General features: G+C 69.0%; 18 protein-coding genes and 1 tRNA gene. 8 read left to right on the top strand and 11 right to left on the bottom strand.

Annotation, left to right across the window (positions count from 1 at the left end; all coding sequences use genetic code 11):
• Positions 1-186 precede the first annotated feature (186 nt).
• The 3 genes from adh to G5B46_RS20285 all read right to left on the bottom strand — a co-directional run bounded on the left by adh (position 187) and on the right by G5B46_RS20285 (position 3,295).
• Positions 187-1,707: an aldehyde dehydrogenase gene (gene adh / locus G5B46_RS20295; RefSeq protein WP_165261871.1), complete on the bottom strand. Its 1,521-nt coding sequence runs from the start codon at positions 1,705-1,707 to the stop codon at positions 187-189.
• A gap of 99 nt (positions 1,708-1,806) precedes the next feature.
• Positions 1,807-2,157 carry a hypothetical protein gene (locus tag G5B46_RS20290; protein ID WP_165261754.1) on the bottom strand — a complete coding sequence of 117 codons (351 nt, stop codon included), beginning with the start codon at positions 2,155-2,157 and terminating at the stop codon, positions 1,807-1,809.
• A 202-nt stretch (positions 2,158-2,359) separates the two neighbouring features.
• Positions 2,360-3,295 carry a GAF domain-containing protein gene (locus G5B46_RS20285; protein WP_165261870.1) on the bottom strand — a complete coding sequence of 312 codons (936 nt, stop codon included), beginning with the start codon at positions 3,293-3,295 and terminating at the stop codon, positions 2,360-2,362.
• 213 nt (positions 3,296-3,508) lie between these two features.
• Between G5B46_RS20285 and G5B46_RS20280 the strand changes: the two genes are divergently transcribed.
• Positions 3,509-4,258: a creatininase family protein gene (locus G5B46_RS20280; protein WP_165261869.1), complete on the top strand. Its 750-nt coding sequence runs from the start codon at positions 3,509-3,511 to the stop codon at positions 4,256-4,258.
• Positions 4,259-4,289: 31 nt separating this feature from the next.
• On the opposite strand, the gene G5B46_RS20275 is transcribed toward G5B46_RS20280, so the two are convergent.
• From G5B46_RS20275 to tsaD, 7 genes are all read right to left on the bottom strand, one after another.
• Positions 4,290-5,252 carry a KpsF/GutQ family sugar-phosphate isomerase gene (locus G5B46_RS20275; RefSeq protein WP_165261868.1) on the bottom strand — a complete coding sequence of 321 codons (963 nt, stop codon included), beginning with the start codon at positions 5,250-5,252 and terminating at the stop codon, positions 4,290-4,292.
• A 61-nt stretch (positions 5,253-5,313) separates the two neighbouring features.
• A complete protein-coding gene (locus tag G5B46_RS20270; protein WP_165261867.1) occupies positions 5,314-5,709 on the bottom strand; it encodes a hypothetical protein in 396 nt (131 codons plus the stop codon).
• Between the two features lie 4 nt (positions 5,710-5,713).
• The gene (locus G5B46_RS20265; RefSeq protein ID WP_165261866.1) at positions 5,714-6,517 is read right to left on the bottom strand and encodes a class I SAM-dependent methyltransferase; all 804 of its coding nucleotides are present in this window, start codon (positions 6,515-6,517) and stop codon (positions 5,714-5,716) included.
• Between the two features lie 57 nt (positions 6,518-6,574).
• Positions 6,575-6,931: a Rieske (2Fe-2S) protein gene (locus G5B46_RS20260; protein WP_165261865.1), complete on the bottom strand. Its 357-nt coding sequence runs from the start codon at positions 6,929-6,931 to the stop codon at positions 6,575-6,577.
• 5 nt (positions 6,932-6,936) lie between these two features.
• Positions 6,937-7,218, bottom strand: coding sequence for a YciI family protein (locus G5B46_RS20255; protein ID WP_165261864.1), 282 nt, complete (start codon positions 7,216-7,218; stop codon positions 6,937-6,939).
• Between the two features lie 142 nt (positions 7,219-7,360).
• Positions 7,361-8,353, bottom strand: coding sequence for an NAD(P)H-dependent glycerol-3-phosphate dehydrogenase (locus G5B46_RS20250; RefSeq protein WP_165261863.1), 993 nt, complete (start codon positions 8,351-8,353; stop codon positions 7,361-7,363).
• The gene (gene tsaD, locus G5B46_RS20245; protein ID WP_165261862.1) at positions 8,350-9,453 is read right to left on the bottom strand and encodes a tRNA (adenosine(37)-N6)-threonylcarbamoyltransferase complex transferase subunit TsaD; all 1,104 of its coding nucleotides are present in this window, start codon (positions 9,451-9,453) and stop codon (positions 8,350-8,352) included. The genes G5B46_RS20250 and tsaD overlap by 4 nt, the downstream gene beginning before the upstream one ends.
• 71 nt (positions 9,454-9,524) lie before the next feature.
• On the opposite strand from tsaD, the gene hemC reads away from it, so the two are divergent.
• From hemC to G5B46_RS20210, 7 genes are all read left to right on the top strand, one after another.
• A complete protein-coding gene (hemC, locus tag G5B46_RS20240; RefSeq protein WP_165261861.1) occupies positions 9,525-10,493 on the top strand; it encodes a hydroxymethylbilane synthase in 969 nt (322 codons plus the stop codon).
• Positions 10,490-11,197 carry a uroporphyrinogen-III synthase gene (locus G5B46_RS20235; protein ID WP_165261860.1) on the top strand — a complete coding sequence of 236 codons (708 nt, stop codon included), beginning with the start codon at positions 10,490-10,492 and terminating at the stop codon, positions 11,195-11,197. The genes hemC and G5B46_RS20235 overlap by 4 nt, the downstream gene beginning before the upstream one ends.
• 44 nt (positions 11,198-11,241) lie before the next feature.
• Entirely contained in the window at positions 11,242-12,141 is a 900-nt protein-coding gene (locus tag G5B46_RS20230; protein WP_165261859.1) for a hypothetical protein, read from the top strand.
• Entirely contained in the window at positions 12,138-13,706 is a 1,569-nt protein-coding gene (locus G5B46_RS20225) for a heme biosynthesis HemY N-terminal domain-containing protein (protein WP_165261858.1), read from the top strand. The genes G5B46_RS20230 and G5B46_RS20225 overlap by 4 nt, the downstream gene beginning before the upstream one ends.
• Positions 13,707-13,746: 40 nt before the next feature.
• A tRNA-Thr gene (locus tag G5B46_RS20220) sits at positions 13,747-13,822 on the top strand.
• Positions 13,823-14,089: 267 nt separating this feature from the next.
• Complete coding sequence (locus tag G5B46_RS20215; protein ID WP_165261857.1) at positions 14,090-14,338, top strand: helix-turn-helix domain-containing protein; 249 nt, start codon at positions 14,090-14,092, stop codon at positions 14,336-14,338.
• A 319-nt stretch (positions 14,339-14,657) separates the two neighbouring features.
• Positions 14,658-16,904: an AAA family ATPase gene (locus G5B46_RS20210; protein ID WP_165261856.1), complete on the top strand. Its 2,247-nt coding sequence runs from the start codon at positions 14,658-14,660 to the stop codon at positions 16,902-16,904.
• Here the strand turns inward: G5B46_RS20210 and G5B46_RS20205 are convergent.
• Positions 16,901-18,466, bottom strand: coding sequence for a hypothetical protein (locus G5B46_RS20205; protein ID WP_165261855.1), 1,566 nt, complete (start codon positions 18,464-18,466; stop codon positions 16,901-16,903). The genes G5B46_RS20210 and G5B46_RS20205 overlap by 4 nt on opposite strands.
• Between the last annotated feature and the right edge of the window lie 187 nt (positions 18,467-18,653).

Genomic DNA, 18,653 nt, shown 5'->3' with positions numbered 1-18,653 from the left:
GAGCGGGAGTATGCGAAGCATCCCCCCCGCGCAAGCAGACCAATTCTGTTTCTGACGACAGAAAGTTGGTCTTGTTCGATTTGTCGGTTTTGAGGCCGCCAGCGCCGCCCTTGCCGCCTGCCCAGGCGGAAGAAAGGGGGCCTCCGCCGTCGTCGGCGAAGGCCCAGGGGGAGGAACCGAAAAGGCCTAGAAGAAGCCCAGCGCCTTGGCGCTGTAGCTGACCAGCAGGTTCTTGGTCTGCTGGTAGTGGTCGAGCATCATCTTGTGGGTCTCGCGGCCCACGCCCGACTGCTTGTAGCCGCCGAAGGCCGCGTGTGCCGGATAGGCGTGGTAGCAGTTGGTCCATACCCGGCCGGCCTGGATGCCGCGCCCGAAGCGGTAGGCGCGGGCTCCGTCGCGGGTCCACACCCCGGCCCCGAGACCGAAGGCGGTGTCGTTGGCGATCTCCAGCGCCTCCTCTTCCGTCTCGAAGGTGGTCACCGCCAGGACGGGGCCGAAGATCTCTTCCTGGAAGATCCGCATCTTGTTGTGGCCCTCGAACACGGTGGGCTCGACATAGAAGCCGTCGGCCAGCTGGCCGGGCAGCACGGTGCGCGAGCCGCCGGTCAGCAGGCGCGCGCCCTCGTTGCGACCCACGTCCATGTAGCCGAGGATCTTGTTCAGCTGCTCCTCGGAGGCCTGGGCGCCGATCATGGTGGCGGGATCCAGCGGATTGCCCTGCACCACCGCCTGAACGCGCTTCAGCGCCTTCTCCATGAACTTGTCGTAGATCGACTTCTGCACCAGGGCGCGGCTGGGGCAGGTGCAGACCTCGCCCTGGTTCAGGGCGAACATCGCAAAGCCCTCGAGCGCCTTGTCGAGATAGTCGTCATCCTCGGCGGCAACGTCGGCGAAGAAGATGTTGGGCGACTTGCCGCCCAGCTCCAGCGTCACCGGGATCAGGTTCTGGCTGGCGTACTGCATGATGAGGCGCCCGGTGCTCGTCTCGCCGGTGAAGGCGATCTTGGCGATGCGCGGGCTGGACGCCAGCGGCTTGCCGGCCTCCAGGCCAAAGCCGTTGACGACATTGACCACGCCGGGCGGCAAGAGGTCGCCGATCAGCTCGAACAGCACCATGATCGAGGCCGGGGTCTGCTCGGCGGGCTTCAGCACCACGCAGTTGCCGGCCGCCAGCGCGGGGGCCAGCTTCCAGCAGGCCATCAGCAGCGGGAAGTTCCACGGGATGATCTGGCCGACCACGCCCAGCGGCTCGTGGAAGTGGTAGGCGATGGTGTCGTGGTCGATCTCGGAGATCGCGCCTTCCTGGCTGCGCAGGCAGCCGGCGAAATAGCGGAAGTGGTCGATGGCCAGCGGCAGGTCGGCGGCCGTGGTCTCGCGGATCGGCTTGCCGTTGTCCCAGGTCTCGGCGTTGGCCAGGACGGCGAGGTTCTCCTCCATGCGGTCGGCGATCCTCAGCAGGATCCGCGAGCGGTCGGCGGCGCTGGTCCTGCCCCAGGCGTCCTTGGCGGCGTGGGCGGCGTCCAGGGCGCGCTCGACGTCTTCGGCCTGCGAACGGGCGATCTCGCAGATCTTGCGGCCGGTGATCGGCGAGGCGTTGTCGAAATAGCGGCCGTCGGCCGGTGCGACCCACTGGCCGCCGATGAAGTTGTCGTAGCGCGCCTTGAACGGCGGGCGGGACAGCGAGTCGATGAACTCGGGCTTGGTCATGGTTTCCTCCGTCGCGCCGTGTTCGGCGTCGCAGGGAGGAGCTTGCGCCCGGATTCTTGATGTGGAACGGGGTGGAGGCGGCGGCGGCGGCCGAGTGTCTCAGGCTTGCGACAGTTCCAGACCGCTCATGATCATAGCGGCCTTCTGAGCCACCCGAAGGTCCCGCTCGCGATCCGGCGTTCCGGTCATCTCCGCGTCGCTCAGATAGTCCGCGACCTCCGACACCGATGCGCTGGCGCTCAGCATCGAAAACACCTGGATGGCGTAGCTGTCGTACTCGTCAGGGGGAAGGTGCGGCATCAAGGCGATGGGATCCCAATCGTCGCGCAGCAGTTGCTTGATCGCTTCAAGGGAGGCCAAGGCGGTCGGCGATCGCGCCTTACCTTTTCCGTCACGCCAGCCTTCGCGGATTTCCCGCCGGACGGACTGGACGGAGGGGGTCCAGCCCATATCGGATTCAACCTCTCCAACGCATCCCCAACAATCGCCTCCACAATCACCGGAAAGCGGATCGCTCTGCTGACCGAGACTGCGGCCACACATGCCGCAGCGATCGGTTTTCGGAGAACGCACCTTGAGTTTGAACCAGTTTCCAAACATCACCGGACTATCGGTGACGACGCGGTTTTCCACAACGTTAGCGGGGCGGCGGTCAGCCCCGCCCCAGCCCCAACCGGTTGATCTTCCGGTGCAGGGTCGCCCGGCTGACGCCCAGCGCGGTCGCGGCGGCGGAGACGTTGCCGCCCGCAGCCCCCAGCGCGCGGCGCACGGCGGCGCGTTCGGCGTCTTCCAAATCGGCGCCGCGGTCGGGAGACGGCAGGCCGCGGCGCAGCTTGTCGTCGGTCAGTTCCAGGGCCTGGCGGGCGGCGCGGGTGGCGCCGATGACCACGTCGTCGGCGTCGACGGCCAGCATCGGCGTCGAGGCCCGGTCGGCGCGACCGTCGGCCAGCAGCACGATGCGCGCGCCGGGGAAGGCCTCGCGGAAGGCCCTGGACTCGATGCGCCGCGCCGCGTCGTTGACCACCGCCTCCATCAACCCGGTCATGCCCTCCAGCCCCTGTCGGCAGGACGAGACGTCCAGCGCGCCGGCCAGCCGCCCCTGCGGATCGAACAGCGGCGCGACGGTGCAGGAAAGGCCGATGTTGCGGGTGTGGAAGTGCTGGTCGCGATGGATGGTCAGGGTGCGCTGCTCGGCGATGCAGGTGCCGATGCCGTTGGTGCCTTCGCTGGCCTCGCTCCACACCGCGCCCGTCCACAGGCCCCAGCGGTGGAACACCGGATCGTCGGCCGCCGCGCCCCGGCGGTCGACCGGCACGCCGACGCTGTCGGTCAGCAGTACGCACGAGCCTTGCGCGCCGACCGCCTGGAACAGGGCGTCCAGCGTGTCGGACGCCGCCGCGCGCAGGGCGCCCATGCGCTCCTGGGCCTCCAGCAGCTCGCGCTCGGAGAGGGTTTCGGGGGCCTTGCGGTTCTCGGGATCCAGGCCGTGCAGCACCAGGCTGCGCCGCCAGGACGCCGCCACCGGCGACAGGGCCGGCCCCGCGCCGTCGAGCACGGCCAGCACGTCCCGGGCGTGGGCTTGGGCCATCAGCGGTCTCCTCCCCGGCGTTCTGCATGACGCCGGGCCGGCACCTTGCGCGCGGCAGCCGCCCGGGGGCAAGCACGCGCAGGTCGAGTGCGCCGCGGCTCGGCCGCACGCCGTTCGGGCAGATTGGGGGTCGGCTAAGCCCGACTTCGGGCGTAAAGCGCTGGCAAGGCCGGTCGCAACCCCGGCCGCCGACGCCTTCCGGAGTACCCCGCCATGCTGCTCGCCCTCTCGACCTGGCCCGAGATCGAAGCCTTCCTCCAGCGTTCGAAGACGGTGATCGTGCCGATCGGCTCCAACGAGCAGCACGGGCCGACGGGCCTTCTGGGCACCGACTGGCTGTGCCCCGAGATCATCGCCCACGAGGCCTCCAAGCGTTCGGACGAGGTGCTGGTGGCGCCGACCTTCAACGTCGGCATGGCCCAGCATCACCTGGCCTTCCCGGGCACCATCTTCCTGCGCCCGTCGACCTTCATGGCCGCCATCGGCGACTGGACCCGCTCGTTGGGCGCCCACGGGTTCGAGAAGATCTATTTCCTCAACGGCCACGGCGGCAACGTCGCCACCATCGAGGCGGCGTTCTCGGAAATCTACGCCGAGTACAGCTTCCGCAAGGAGCGCTGCCCCTTCGCCATGAAGCTGAAGAACTGGTGGGACCTCGACGGCGTCAACGCCCTGGCCATGCGCCAATTCCCGGTCGGCCACGGCAGCCACGCCACCCCGTCCGAGATCGCCGTGACCCAGTGGGGCTATCCCGACAGCATCAAGACCGCCGAGTACGAGCCCAAGATCGCCCCCACCGGCCCGATCCGCGAGGCCCTGGACTTCCGCGCCCGCTACGCCGACGGCCGCATGGGCTCCGACCCCGCCCTGGCCACGCCCGAAAAGGGCGGCGAGCTGGTGGAACAGGCCGTGGTGTCGCTGATCAAGGACCTGGCGGCGTTCGGCAGCGAGGCGCGGCCGTAGAACCAAGTCCCTCTCTCTTTGAGAGAGGGGTTTAGATAACCCCCGCCCGCAGCAGGTCGTGCACGTGCAGCACGCCCACCGGGCTGCCGCCCTCGACGACGAACAGCACGGTGATCCGGCGCTCGTTCATCACCTTGAGAGCCTCGGCGGCCAGGGCGTGGGGGCCGATGACCAGCGGGCCCTTGGTCATCACCTCGCCGGCGGCGTGACCCATCAGGCCGTCCATGTGGCGGCGCAGGTCGCCGTCGGTGATCAGGCCGACCAGCGCGCCGGCGCCGTCGACCACGCCCACCGCGCCGAAACGCTTCTGGCTCATCACCAGCAGGGCCTCGCTCATCGGCGCGCCCTGCCCGATCAGCGGCAGTTCGTCCTGCCCGTGCATCAGGTCGGCCACCGTGCGCAGCACGGCCCCCAGCTTGCCGCCCGGGTGGAAGACGCGGAAGTCGCTGGCGGTGAAGCCGCGGCTTTCCAGCAGCGCCACGGCCAGCGCGTCGCCCAGGGCGATCTGCAGGGTGGTCGAGGTGGTCGGCGCGTTGACCTCCGCCGTCGCTTCCGGCGCGTCGGGCAGCAGCAGCAGCACGTCGCCGGCCTGGCCCAGCTGGCTGGTCGCCACCGCCGTGATGGCGATCAGGGGGATCGAGAAGCGCTTGCAGTAGGCCAGGGTGTCGGCCAGCTCGCGGGCCTCGCCCGACTTCGACAGCGCCAGCACCACGTCGTCGGGACCGATCATGCCCAGGTCGCCGTGGCTGGCCTCGGCCGGATGGACGAACATCGCCTGGCTGCCGGTCGAGGCCAGGGTGGCGGCGATCTTGCGCGCCACGTGGCCCGACTTGCCCATGCCGGTGCAGACGATGCGGCCCTTGGCGTCGTGCATCACCTGGACGGCGCGCGCGAAGGCCTCGCCCAGGCCGTCGGCCATCTGGTTCAGGGCCTGGGCCTCGATGCTCAGCACCCGGCGGCCCACGGCCACGGCGTCGGAAATCGTATCGGTCATGTGGTCAGAAACTCCGTGCGCAGCCCATATCAGCCCGCGCGCGGTTGAGCGAGGCCGAGGGCTACTCGAAGAGCTCGGCCAGGTCGGTCAGCAGGTCCCGCCGCCAGGCCTCGGCCGGTCCGGCGGCGCGAGCGGCCTGCAGCCGCGCGAGGGCTTCGGCCACCGCCTCGCCGTCGACATGGTCGATCCCGTTCAGGGCGGAGAAGGCTTCGTGCGCGACCTCGAGGCCGCCCTCGATCGCGAGGTCGACCAGCAGGCCAAGGTGCGGGCCGCAGTCGTACATGGCCAGGGCGTGGACCAGCGTGCCCCGCTGGCCGGCGAGGTCGGGCCGCAGGATCAGGCGGGCCAGCACCGCGTCCAGGCCCGGCGTGCGCGCATCGGCCAGGCGCAGGGCCATGGCGTTGCGCTCGCGCGCGTCGTCGCAGGCTTCCAGAGCGTGCAGGTCGTCCAGGCTCAAGCGGCTAGCGCGGGATCTCGGCCGTCTTGACCAGGGCCACCTGGCGATAGACCGCCGCGACCTCGAAATAGCGGCCGAAGGCGGCGTGGAAGTGATCCACCGCCTGCTTCACGCCCGGGCCGCCGATCTCGCTGATGTCGTGCCAGTAGTCGTCGAGCACCATCATGCCGCCCACCTCCAGCAGGCTGGCGCAGCAGCACAGGTCGATCATCACCGCCAGGGCGGTGTGGCTGCCGTCGACATAGATCAGGTCGAACTTGTCGCCGGCCTGCAGCATCTTGGGCAGTTCGTAGGTCGAGAACCCCTTGTGGGTCGCCACCTTGCCGAAGGTGGTGCGGGCCATGTTGCGGTGGAAGCGCGGCTCGACGGCCAGGTACTTCTCTTCCGGGTTCAGGCCCTCGTCGAACCAGGGATCGATCACCGTCACGTCGAGGCGGTCGGGGAACATCCAGTCCATAAAGGCCAGGTTGCGGCCCTCATAGGCGCCGATCTCCATGTAGCGCACCTTGGGGCCGTCGGCCGGGCGCTTGGCCATGAAGTCGCGCAGCAGCGGGGCCACGAACGGAATGTTGTTGGCCGCCCAGGCCGAGGTGAACTCGAAGCCCTTGGCCTCGCAGTAGGTGGAGAAGGCGCCGGCGCTGTCGTTGTCGCGGGCCTTGCCCAGCATGGTGCGGGCCAGTTGCGGGGCCAGGCGCGGATTGATCTTGCCCAGCGAGCGGAGCTTGGCGCCCGCGCCCCGCGCGTCGACGGCGTCGGTCAGTTCGGCGTCGAAGGCGCCGGTCTGGGCGGGGGTCGTTCCGTCGGCCATGGCGGCGCGCTCCTCTCAAGGTCGAGGAACCCTAACCGACCATCGGTTAAGGAAGGGTCAGGCCGCGAAGACCTGCCCCGCCTCCACACGGATCGGCCACGGCGTCAGGTGCTTGCCGCCGCACGGACCCGCCACGCAGGCGCCGTCGGCGATGCGGAACAGGGCCGCGTGGCCGGCGCACAGGATCAGGTCGTTCTCGCGGGTCAGATACCGGCCATTGAACCCGGCCAGCGGCCAGCCGGCGTGGGGACAGCTGTCGACATAGCCGAACACCCCGCCGTCCTTGCGGACGACGAAGCCGGCGAACATCGCCTCGCCCTCGCGATATCGAAAGCCCGCCGCGCCCGGCTCGGGGATGTCGGCCAGGGCGCAGATCGCCTGGCCGGGCGCAGGGCGGGCGGGATTGTCGTCCATCGGGCCTAGAGCGCGCCGACGGCCAGGCGCCAGGGATTGATCTCGACGCTCTCGAAGATCCCGGCGGCGGTATAGGGGTCGTTGTCGGCCTGGGCCTGGGCCACCGACACATCGTCGGCCTCGACCACCAGGATCGAGCCGATCGGATTGCCCGCGTCGTCCAGCAGGGCGCCGGCCAGCTTCAGGTTGGTCGACTGGGCCAGGTATTCCAGGTGCTTGGGACGCACGGCCAGGCGGGTTTCGAGCGCGCCGGGCTTGTCCTTGCAGACGATGGCGTAGAGCGGCATGGGCGGTTTCCTTCGTGGTGTTTCGGCAAGGCCCTGCATCCTTCGAGGCCCGCTGTGCGGGCGCCTCCGGATGAGGGATTTCAGTGCAAGATGGTCCTCATCCTGAGGTGCGCGACGAAGGCGCGCCTCGAAGGACGCACGGTCATTCCGCCTTCAGCGGCCGCGAGAGCAGGCCGAGGATGGCGCTGTCGACGTCGACCTCGCCGGCCAGGATGGCGGCGACGGCCTCGCAGATCGGGGTCTCGACGTTCAGCTTGCGGGCCAGCGCCCGCACGGCCGGGGCCGAGGCGACGCCTTCGGCGACGCTGACCTTGCCGGCCAGGGCCTGTTCCAGGGTCTGACCCGCGCCGAGCGCCAGGCCGACGCTCATGTTGCGCGACTGGCTGGACGAGCAGGTGAGCACCAGGTCGCCCAGGCCGCACAGGCCGGCCACGGTCTCGGCCTTGCCGCCGGCCGCCACGGCCAGCCGGGTCAGCTCGGCGAAGCCGCGGGTGATCAGGGCGGCGTGAGCGTTGCGGCCCAGGCCCTTGCCCTCGGAAATGCCGCAGGCGATGGCCAGCACGTTCTTCACCGCCCCGCCGGCCTCGGCGCCGATCACGTCGGCGGCCCAGTAGGGGCGGAAGGTCGGAATGGCGATGGCCTCGACGATCTGCCTGCCCAGCGCCTCGTCCTCGCAGGCCAGGGTGGCGGCGGCGGGCAGGCCGCGGGCGACCTCGCCGGCGAAGCTGGGCCCCGACAGCACGGCGATGGCCACGCCCGGCAGGGTCTCGGCCGCCACCTCGGTCATCAGCTTCAGCGAGCCCTGCTCGACGCCCTTGGAGCACAGCACCACCGGAACGCCCGGTTTCAGGTGCGGGGCGAGGGCCGCCATGGCCGAGCGCAGGTGCTGGGCCGGCGGCACGGCCAGGATCAGGTCGCAGGACGCCAGACCCGCCATGTCGGCGACGGCGGTGATCGCCGGCTCCAGCGTCACGCCCGGCAGGAACATCGTGTTCTCGCGCTTGTCGGCGATCGAGGCCACGACCTCCGGCTCACGCGCCTGCAGGGTCACCTGGAGACCGGCCCGGGCCGCGACCTGGGCCAGGGCCGTGCCCCAGGCCCCGGCGCCGACGACGCCCGCGTGCGTGAAGGTCATGCCTTGGCTCCCTTGCGACCGAAACTGTTGCTCGGATTGGATAACGCCGCGGCCTCGTCGAGGGGCCAGCGGGGACGCGCCACGGCGTCCAGATCGTCGGAAATGCCCGCCGCCAGGCGCTCGGCCCCGGCCAGGGCGATCATGGCGGCGTTGTCGGTGCAGTAGGCCAGCGGCGGCGCGTCGAACGAAAAGCCGTTGTCCTCGCAGACCTTCAGCAGCGCCGCGCGCACCGCGCCGTTGGCGGCCACCCCGCCGGCCACGACGAAGCGGCGCTCGCCGGCCTCGTGATCGGCCGCATAGAGCTTCATGGCCCGGTCGGTGCGCTCGGAAAGCTGGCGGGCGATGGCGAACTGCACGGCGGCGGCCAGGTCGGCGCGCTCCTGCTCCGTCGTCAGCGTCGCGGCGATGCGGGCGGCGGCCGTCTTCAGGCCCGAGAACGAGAAGTCGCAGTCCTTGCGGCCCAGCAAGGCGCGCGGCAGTTCGTACTTCGAAGCATCGCCCGTCTTGGCCAGCTTCTCCAGCGCCGGACCGCCCGGATAGGGCAAACCAAGGCTCTTGGCGATCTTGTCGAAGGCTTCGCCGGCCGCGTCGTCGATCGTTGTGCCCAGGCGCTTGCAGGCGCCCACGCCGCCGACTTCCAGCAACTGGCAGTGCCCGCCCGAAACCAGCAGCAGCAGGAAGGGATAGGCCACCTCGGCGCCCAGGCGGGCCGAGACCGCGTGGCCCTCAAGATGGTTGACCGCCACCAGCGGCAGGTCGCGGGCCAGGGCCACCGCCTTGCCGAAAGCCAGGCCCACCATCACCCCGCCGACCAGGCCGGGGCCGGCCGTGGCCGCCACGCCGTCCAGCGCGTCATAGCCGATCCCGGCCGCGCGCATGGCCTCGGCGGCGACGCTGTCGATGACCTCGACATGGGCGCGGGCGGCGATCTCGGGCACCACGCCGCCGAACGGCGCGTGCTGCTCGAACTGGGTGCCGACGATCGACGACAGCACCTCGACGCGCCCGTCCGGGCTGCGGCGCACCACCGAGGCGGCGGTCTCGTCGCAGCTGGTCTCAAGACCAAGGATCGTAAGGCCAAACTTCGTAAGGGTTGTCATGCGGTTGCGGGGTTCCCGCCGCTCCTGTAGCAGCGAAGGCTTGTCTTTCGCATGCAGGTAACGTCCAGACCGTGTCCCGGCAACCCATCCGCATCGGCGCGCGCGGCTCCAAGCTCTCGCTCGCCCAGTCCGGCCACATGCAGGCGCGGATCGCCCACGCCCTCGGCGCGCCGCTGGACGCCGGCCCCGAAGAGATCGCGGCTTACGCCCAGCTGATCCCGATCGTCACCAGCGGCGACCGCATCCAGGACCGCCGGCTGATGGAGATCGGCGGCAAGGGCCTGTTCACCAAGGAGATCGAGGAGGCCCTGCTCGACGGCCGCATCGATTGCGCGGTGCATTCTCTCAAGGACATGCCGGCCGAACTGCCCCCGGGCCTCGTCCTGGCCGCGACGCCTGAACGCGAAGACCCCCGCGACGCCTTCATCAGCAAGGTCGCCCAGCGGCTGGAAGACCTGCCCCACGGCGCGCGCCTGGGCACCGCCTCCTTGCGTCGCCAGGCCCAGGCCCTGCACGTGCGCCCCGACCTCGACGTCGTGATGCTGCGCGGCAATGTCGACACCCGTCTGGCCAAGCTCGAGCGCGGCGAGGCCGACGCCATCCTGCTGGCCCAGTCGGGCCTCAACCGCCTGGGCATGGGCCACATCCCGCAAAGCTGGCTCGACCCGCTGGCCGCGCCGCCCGCGCCGGGCCAGGGCGCCCTGGCCATCGAGAGCCGGGCCGAGGACGTCGACGCCCCCTGGCTGGCGGCGATCCGCTGCCGTCCCACCACCATCGCCGTCGCCGCCGAACGCGGCGCGCTCTACGCCCTTGAAGGCTCGTGCCGCACGGCCGTCGGCGCCTATGGCCGCCTCGACGGATCGCGCCTGTCGCTGCTGGTCGAGGCCCTCAGCCCCGACGGCGTCATTCGCGTCCGCCACGAGGGCGAGGTGGTGCTGACCGGCGACGACGACGCCGGCCAGGCGCTGGCCTTGGGCCTGTCGCTGGGCGCGGCGGTCAAGGCCGAGGGCGGCGACGCCATCATCGCGCCGACGGAATGAGCCCGGACGCTTCCCGCGTCTGGATCACCCGCGCCCGGCCCGGCGCCGAGGCCACCGCCGCGCGCCTTTCGGCGCTCGGCTTTTCGCCCCTGATCGACCCGCTGCTGGAGGTCCGCGACCTGCCGTGGACGGCCGACCTTTCCGGCGTCGGCGCCCTGGCCTTCACCAGCCGCAACGGCCTGGCCGCCTTCGCCCGGGCCAACGCTCGGCGCGACCTGCCGGTGTTCGCGGTCGGCGCGGCCACCGCCGACCTGGCGGCCGAGGCCGGCTTCTCGCGCATCGAATCGGCCGACGGCGACGTGGCCGCCCTGGCCGCCCTGATCGCGGCTCGACGGGAAGCCTTCGAGGGCGCGGTGCTGCATGCGGCCGCCGCGGAACCGGCCGGCGACCTCGTCTCGCCGCTGGCCCGCGCCGAAATCCAGGCCCTGGCGATCGCCGTCTACGAAAGCGTCGTGCGCGCCCCCGCAGCCGAAACCCTGGCGGTCCTCGACGATCTTGGCGCCGTGCTGCTGCACTCGCCCAAGGCCGCCCGGGCGCTCGCCGCCGTACTGACCGCGCATCCCGCGCCAGGCCTGAAGGCCTTCTGCCTGTCGCCCGCCGTCGCCGCGCCGCTGGGCCCGCTTTGCGCCGACGGACGCCTTGGGCCTGTGGCCGCCGCGCCGCGCCCCCGCGAAACAGCGTTGTTCGACCTGCTCTCGCCTTAAGGCGAAGTTGCACCCAAATCGCGCGTGGGGCACGAATGGAGGCCATGAGCGCCGCCCCCGACCCCGCCGAAATCGCCGCCCCCAGCGACCCGGCCCTCTACGCCAGGAAGCCCCTGCTGGGCCCGATGTTCTGGGTGATGATCGTGCTGTGCATCGCCTGCGTCGGCGCAGGCGTCGCCATCGCCCGCTTCGGCCCGACCTGGTTCGCCCGCAAGGACGTGTCGCCGCAGGCGCCGCCGACGGCCCAGGCCCCGGTCTCGGCCGGCTTCTCCGCCCCCGCCGCCGACGTCCCGGTGGTCGCCGCCCCGCCGGCGCCCTCGCCCTCCGCCGAGGTCGACCGGCTGGAGGCGCGCATCGCCCTGCTCGAATCGGGCCAGCGCCGCACGCTGGACGCCGCCGGCGCGGCCCTGGCCGCCGCCAGCCTGGCCCAGGCGGCCCAAGGCGGGGAGCCCTTCGCCGACGCCGTCGCCGCGCTCGAACGCGTGCTGCCGCCGTCGTCGGAGGTGCGCGCGCTGGAGCGCCTGGCTCGCCAGGGCGCGCCCACGCTCGCGGGCCTGGCCGCCGGCTTCGACGACCTGGCCGGCCGCGCCTCGGTGGCCGCCCATGAGCCCGGCCCCGACGCCGGCGCCCTGGCCAAGCTGCAGCACGCCCTCTCGCGCGTCGTCACCATCCGCCAGGTCGGCTCGACCGCCGGAAACGGCCCCGACGCCGTGCTGGCCCGCGCCCAGGCCCGGCTCGACGCCGGCGACCTGACCGGCGCCCTGCGCGCCCTCGACGCCCTGCCGCCCGGCGCCCGTCCCGTGCTGGCCGCCTGGCGGGCCGAGGCCGAGCGCCGCGCCGAGATCGACCGCCTGGTCGCCGCCGTCCGCGACGAGGCCCTGGCCGGCCTGATGCAGGTCTCGCGCGCCCAGGACAACGCCCGGCTGGCCGGGGCTCCGCAATGATCCGCGCCCTCCTCGCCCTCGTCCTGATCGCAATCATCGCCGTCATCGTCGTCTCGCTGACCGGCGAGCCGGGCGCGGCCAGCCTGGAATGGCTGGGCTGGCGGGTCGAGATGACGGCCGCCGCCGCCGCCCTGCTGACCCTCCTGCTGGCCCTGGCCGCCGCCGCCCTGTGGCGCGGCCTGCTGTGGATCATCGAGGCCCCCCGCCGCGCCGCCCGCGCTCGCGCCGAGGCCCGCCGCAAGCAGGCGACCGAGGCCCTGTCGCGCGGCTTTCTCGCCGTGGCCGCCGGCGACGGCTCCGAGGCCCGCCGCCTGGCCCAGAAGGCCGCCGACCTGACCGACGACGCCCCCGGCCTCGTGCGCGTGCTGGCCGCCCAGGCCGCCGAGGCGGCGGGCGACACCGTCGCCGCGCGCCAGGCCTGGAACGCCATGCTGGGCTTTCCCGAGATGCGCCTGGCCGGTCTGCGCGGCCTGATGCAGCTGGCCCTGGCCGAAGGCGACCGCCAGCTCGCCCTGCGCCACGCCGAGACCGCCTACGGCCTGGCCCGCTCGGCCCTGTGGGCCTGGCGCGCCCTGCTGGAAGCCCGCCTGGAGGCCGGCGACTGGGCCGCGGCCCTGCAGCTCGTCCAAGGCGGCCAGGAACGCAAGATCGTCTCGCCGCTGGTGGCCGAGCGCGCCCGCGCCGCGCTGCTGGCCGCCTCGGCGGCGAACCTGGAGGACAGCGACGATCCCAAGGCGCTCGACCAGGCCCTCGACTTCGCCCTGCAGTCGGTGAAGCTCAAGCCCGACTTCGCCCCCGGCGTGGTCATGGCCGCCCGCCTGCTGGCCGCCGACGGCAAGGCCGCCAAGGCCGGAACCCTGATCGAGGCCGCCTGGAAGGGCGCGCCGCATCCGGCCCTGTGGCTGGCCTATCGCGACCTGAAGACCAGCGAGACGCCCAAGGCCCGCGCCGCCCGCCTTTCGGCCCTCGCCCAGCTGAAGCCCGAGGCCCGCGAGAGCCGCCTTCTCAAGGTTGAGAGCGCCCTGATCGCCGGCGACGCCGTCGCCGCCCGCGCCGCCGCCCGCCTGCTGCCCGAGGAGGCCGCGCCCACCGCCCGTCTGGCCGGCCTGATGGCCCGCGTCGCCTTCGCGTGCGGCGAGCCCGACGAAGCCCGCGCCTGGGTCGCCCGGGGCGTGGCCGCCCCGCAGGAGCCCGACTGGAGCGATCTCGACCCCGAGGGCCAGGCCTTCGCCTACGGCCGCGAGGACTGGGCGCGCCTGGCCGCCAGCTACGCCGAGACCGGCGAGTTGATCCACCCGCGCTTCGAGCGCCGCGAGCGCACGATGAGCGACCTGCCGCAGCTGCCCTCGGCCTACGCCCAGTCGACCCTGGCCGAATCCACCGCCTTCGTGCACGCGGCCGAGACCGGCGGGGCCCTGATCCCGTTCCTCGACCACCCGGCCCTCGACGACCCCGGCGAGCTCGACGATCCGCCCTCGCCCGACGCCCCCGGCCCCGCTCCGGCGCCCCGTCGCAACACAAGCGCACGACGACGCTTGGCAAGCGGCTCGCGCCCCGCTAAATAGGCCGCTCCTCGCGCCCGGCGATTCTGCCGAAGCGCCGTGGGCCGCCTTAGCTCAGCCGGTAGAGCGGCGCATTCGTAATGCGTAGGTCAGGTGTTCGAGTCACCTAGGCGGCACCACCAAACTCTTGATTTCATTGAAGAAATTTACCGGACTGCGCCATAGTGCGCCAGTCATGGAAGCTACGTGGAAGCTAGGAAAAAACCTCGTGATCAGACGCCCGCGCGCCCGGTCCGCGAGCAACGCGATTCCGTTGTGATTTCGGTGTGCGCGCAATCAGGCATTGTTTTCGCTGAGGAAAGAGGCCCTCACTTGCCAAAACCAGCTCGGCTTTTTTGGTATAGATAGTCCGACGCACTGAAATCTCCTCTGGAGCCATGCGTCACATGAACCACCCCTACAGCATTCCCTCTTCGCCCCTGCTGACCACCGCGCAGGCGGCGCATTTCCTGAGCGTGTCTCCTCGCACGCTGGAGGACTGGCGGCTGCGCGGCCTGGGCCCACCATTCCGCAAACTCAGCGGCCGCCTGGTGCGCTACGCCAAGGACGATCTGGAGCTCTTTCTGACCGGAGCGCGCAGAACCAACACTGGCCAGATTGCGCCGAGGCAATCCAGCCAAGGCTGGGCGGCTTGATCATCAGGCGCGGTCTTCGCCAATCGCACGACTGAAACGCCTTAAGCCGACGCTCTCGCAAGTTCCAATGCGGGAGCGTCCGGCGGGACGGCTCGGTGGTGACTGGTGTTGAGCGCTGGGGGCAAAATGCAGGATCGCGTCGATCGCCGTCCTCAAAACGTCGAGCAGGGTGGACACGCGCACTGTCGACTATTTGCGCTTCCTCACCGAGACGCTGGCAGGTTGAACTGTCGCTACCGGACGGGCGAACGCAACACATCCTTCGACTTGAGGTCGAGCCATCATCCTCGTAGGTTTCTCTTCTTATTGAGAGAGGCCAATGCTCCAGAAGTTCAAGGCCATCGAAGAAATTGGACGGTTCTCCAAACTGACGCACAAGGCGGAGCCGCTGACAAAGCTATCCCTAGTGTTTGGGAGGAACGGCTACGGCAAGAGCACGCTCTGCTCGATCTTGCGATCCGCCGCCGACGGCAAGGCCGCCCATATCACTGCGCGCCGACGCCTTGGCGCCGTGAACGACTCCCGGGTCGAGTCGCTTTGGGCGTCGGGCTCGACCTTCGCCTATAGCGCCGGCGGATGGAACGGATGTCCTGGCCGGATCTACATCTTCGACAACGAATACGTGGCCAAGAATCTCCACGTCGGTGACAGCGTCACCCGTGAGAACAAGCGCAGCCTTCTGCCCGTAGTGCTTGGTGACCAGGGTGTCGCCTTGGCCGAGAAAGTCGTCGCGCTCGACAAGGAGCAACGCGAAGTCGATGAGCAGCGCAAGAACCACGGCCGGGCGATCTCGCTGAGGTGCAAAAGCATCCAGGACAAGGAAGTCTCGGCGTTCTGCAAGGCAGTGGCTCCCGAGGACCTCGACGAGAAGATCCGCAATGCGGCTCAGCGCATGGAGCGTGCTAAGCAGGCGACGGTCATCAAGCAGAAGCCCAGCCCGGCCCCAACGCCGATAGGGGACCTAGCGAAAATCCCGGATATCCTGGCCACTACGATCGACGGGGTCAGCGAGAATGCGGCCCAGTTGGTCAGCCAGCATCTTGAGGTTACGAGCCTGGGCGAGCGAGCCCACGCTTGGCTGGAATACGGTACGCGTCATGCACCGGAGGAACAGTGTCCCTATTGCGCACAGGAAACGACCGGCGTTCTGCTGGTGGCGGCCTATCGCGCCTATTTCAGCGAGGCGTTCAAGGCGCTGAAGGCGCGGATCGACGAATGCCAGCGCATCTTGTCCGAGGTGTCCCCCGAGCGGCTCACCGAGCTCATCAAGAGGAACGATGCGGACTTCGCGTATTGGGCGAAGCTGTGCGATTTGCCCTCTATTCCGGTTCTAACCGGCGAGGAGCAGGCTGCCGTCAATGCGGCGCTGGAGAGTCTCAAGGCATTGGTTGGGCTCAAGCTTGGCAATCCGCTGGAGCCGGTTGAGGCCGCCGATGGCGGCGCCAGCATCCAGGCGGCTCTCGGTCGGCTAGCGGCTTATAATGAGAGCGTTGCGGCGGCCTCGGCTGCGATCGAGAAGGTGCGGTCGGAAGTCGACGACTTCAATCTGCAGCAGGCCGAGTCCAATCATCAGAAATGGCTGGCGATGGCTGAAAAGGCCAGGGATCCGGTCAAGGCCGCTGTCGAAGGATATCTGGTCGCCGACGCGCGCTTCGAGGCGATCAAGATCGAAAAGGTCTCGGCTCAGACCGCCCTGACCAACTACACTTCCACAACTATGGCCGCGCGGCAGGCGACCGTGAATGACCTCCTGGCCGATTTCGGCGCGAACTTCCGGGTTGTGGACGCCAAGACCAATTTCATCGGTCGTGAGCCCAACACCGAGTTCGCCATCGAGATCGGCACCCACAAGATCAAAGCCGGAGACAAGTCGGACTCCGCGCCCAGCTTCAAGACCGTGCTCAGCGCCGGCGACAAGACGACGCTGGCGCTGGCCTTCTTCATCGCCCAGATCGGCGGTGACCCCAACTTGCAGGACGCCGTCGTAGTTTTCGACGATCCTTTCAACAGTCAGGATATGGAGCGGCAGTTCCAGACCACGAGCCACATCCGCTCCATCTGTGACAAAGCCTGCCAGACGATCGTGTTGTCACACGACCCCCGCTTCCTGCAGATGATCGAAAAGAACGCCGATAAGAACCTGGTTCGGACCTTTCAGCTTCAATGCAGCGACAGCGGGGAAGGCGCGCTTGAGCGTTGGTCCAGCGCTGATGAATTGAAGTCGCTCTATATCGAGCAGTCTGAGATCATCCGAGAGTACGCTTCGCATCAGAAACTGCTGAAGGGACAGACTCTCAACAGCGTCCATCAATCGATCCGGCCGTTCATGGAAGACTATTTGCGGCTACGTTTCCCTGGGCGGTTCCCTGATCAGTCCCATATCCACGACATGGCCAACGCGATCCGCGACGCTGGCGGGACGGACCCGATGGCCAGTAACGTCGCGGACCTTTACGCGCTGAACGAATATACACGGCCCAATATGCATGGAGGCGGCAATGCACCCGTGCCCGGAGAATTGCGGGCCCATTGTCGCAAGGTCCTCACGATCATCGGCAGCTATTAGGAGCGTCTCCCTCTATCCTTTGGTTTGCCGCCAGGTGCTTGCGCCAATGGATGACGAAAATAGTGCTCGTTCATGATCTTGGAGATTGTCGCTGACTTAGCCTCTCCGGTGTAGGACCGAACAGCCGCGCCGTTCCGCCAGGCGACTTCGAAGCGTGGGTCGTGGTGTTGAGCAGCGAGCCAAGCCTCGGCTTCAGGGCGAAAAGCGCCATTGCTCCAGAGCTCGAAGGTGAACTTGCGACCTTTATAGTGGTCTCCGTTGTCCAGCGCTGACCAGATCAAGGGCACCCGATCTTCCCGCCACTTGCGAACCTGGTCGAGCGTGACGGTATTGCCAGGTATTTTGGCCTTGCACTCGATCACGAGAATGGACTGACCTTCGGGTCGATCAAGCAGCACGTCGATGTCGGCGGAGCGCTTCGTCCAGGGATCGGTGACCTGGACCCCCGCCTTGACGAACCCACCCTCGACCTCCTTGACCAGATAGGCGACCGCCAGCTCGAACAGCGCACCTCGGAGGTTATCGGCAGCGCCCTCGATCCGCGTCAGCTCTTTCAGAACCTTCTCCAGGTGCTCTGGATTGACAGCGACGGTCGCACCCAGGTTCGTCAACATGTCGACGAGTTCCCGAAGGGAGCGTGCAATGATGTCGCCCAGCAACTGCGCCGTGGTGGTCGGAAGCAAACCCTTTTGCTTGGCCAGTCGATGACCCTCCGGGGTGAAGGCGTCGGCGATCAGGAACGGCATGATCGGAGGAATGGTCGGCAGGGCCGAGGCCATGTCGTGCTTGCGTACGACGGTCGCCACGGCAGGCGCTCCAACCAAGGGGCCCAGAATGATATCAGCGACGACGAACCCTTGCCGCAGGCGGCCACCGACGACCTTCGCCATCGGGCGAATATAGGAGGGCCCCGTCAGGTCCCAGGCGATGGACGAGACTTGGGGTGCTGGGTCCTCTCCGCGTATGCGGGTTTGCGAGTAGCTCGTGAACCCTAACGTACGCATCCAGCCGCGCACGCCTTCTAGGGCGACGGATTCCGCCAGAAGCCTGGCGCGTGCCACTTCGGGCGGGTCACAATGATAGGCGTAGGGTCTGAATTTCACCCAGGTGTCGTCACCGATCTCTTCAGTCTCAAGCATCTGGATCGCCTTAAGGCGATCTAGAAGATGTTCCGGCGAATACTGGCCCTTGCGCGAAGCCGGTGCACCGCATGCAACTGCGAAGTGGTCCAGCCTTACGCGACCGCCCCTCGCCCTGACCCCGGTGACAGCGGCCCAGTATGAGGCACCGGCCCGTTCGAACGCGCGCTCCACCGCGACCCAGAACGTAGCATCGCCGAACTGATGGTCGAGATAGTAGAAGCGAGCGTTATGCTGGAAGCGTACGCCAGCCAGCTTTTTGACATCGAAGTCGCGCCCCCCTCGGGCGATACGCTGGCGGGCGGCGTCTGGTGAGACACCTTCGGCCACCAGACGTTCCACCAGCTCGGTGCTAAGCGAGGGACCCACCCGTTTGAGGAGTGCCGCAAGTGTTTCAACACGCTGTGCGGAAGGCTTTGTCACACTCCTCTATTTATAACAGGTTCTCTATCTCCGCCGTCGCTTTTTCACCTTTAGACGACCTCCAAAATTAACCCTGCCATATCAAATGGTTACGACGCGCGCCCATCCGCCCCTGGCTCGACCTTGTCACACCCCTTGGCGGTGAAGGCTGTCACAAGCGGCCGCTGCTGTGCTTGCCATTCTTATC

It is taken from the genome of Caulobacter sp. 602-2 (genome assembly GCF_011043625.1).
Lineage (GTDB): Bacteria > Pseudomonadota > Alphaproteobacteria > Caulobacterales > Caulobacteraceae > Caulobacter.
This window is presented reverse-complemented; position numbering and strand designations above follow the sequence as displayed.

Coding starts and splice junctions, on each gene's coding strand:
- adh (WP_165261871.1), bottom strand. CDS start 1,707: ATGACCAAGCCCGAGTTCATCGACTCGCTGTCCCGCCCGCCGTTCAAG.
- G5B46_RS20260 (WP_165261865.1), bottom strand. CDS start 6,931: ATGGACGACAATCCCGCCCGCCCTGCGCCCGGCCAGGCGATCTGCGCC.
- G5B46_RS20225 (WP_165261858.1), top strand. CDS start 12,138: ATGATCCGCGCCCTCCTCGCCCTCGTCCTGATCGCAATCATCGCCGTC.
- G5B46_RS20235 (WP_165261860.1), top strand. CDS start 10,490: ATGAGCCCGGACGCTTCCCGCGTCTGGATCACCCGCGCCCGGCCCGGC.
- G5B46_RS20250 (WP_165261863.1), bottom strand. CDS start 8,353: ATGACCTTCACGCACGCGGGCGTCGTCGGCGCCGGGGCCTGGGGCACG.
- G5B46_RS20265 (WP_165261866.1), bottom strand. CDS start 6,517: ATGGCCGACGGAACGACCCCCGCCCAGACCGGCGCCTTCGACGCCGAA.
- G5B46_RS20210 (WP_165261856.1), top strand. CDS start 14,658: ATGCTCCAGAAGTTCAAGGCCATCGAAGAAATTGGACGGTTCTCCAAA.
- G5B46_RS20275 (WP_165261868.1), bottom strand. CDS start 5,252: ATGACCGATACGATTTCCGACGCCGTGGCCGTGGGCCGCCGGGTGCTG.
- G5B46_RS20290 (WP_165261754.1), bottom strand. CDS start 2,157: ATGGGCTGGACCCCCTCCGTCCAGTCCGTCCGGCGGGAAATCCGCGAA.
- G5B46_RS20280 (WP_165261869.1), top strand. CDS start 3,509: ATGCTGCTCGCCCTCTCGACCTGGCCCGAGATCGAAGCCTTCCTCCAG.
- tsaD (WP_165261862.1), bottom strand. CDS start 9,453: ATGACAACCCTTACGAAGTTTGGCCTTACGATCCTTGGTCTTGAGACC.
- G5B46_RS20215 (WP_165261857.1), top strand. CDS start 14,090: ATGAACCACCCCTACAGCATTCCCTCTTCGCCCCTGCTGACCACCGCG.
- G5B46_RS20230 (WP_165261859.1), top strand. CDS start 11,242: ATGAGCGCCGCCCCCGACCCCGCCGAAATCGCCGCCCCCAGCGACCCG.
- G5B46_RS20255 (WP_165261864.1), bottom strand. CDS start 7,218: ATGCCGCTCTACGCCATCGTCTGCAAGGACAAGCCCGGCGCGCTCGAA.
- G5B46_RS20285 (WP_165261870.1), bottom strand. CDS start 3,295: ATGGCCCAAGCCCACGCCCGGGACGTGCTGGCCGTGCTCGACGGCGCG.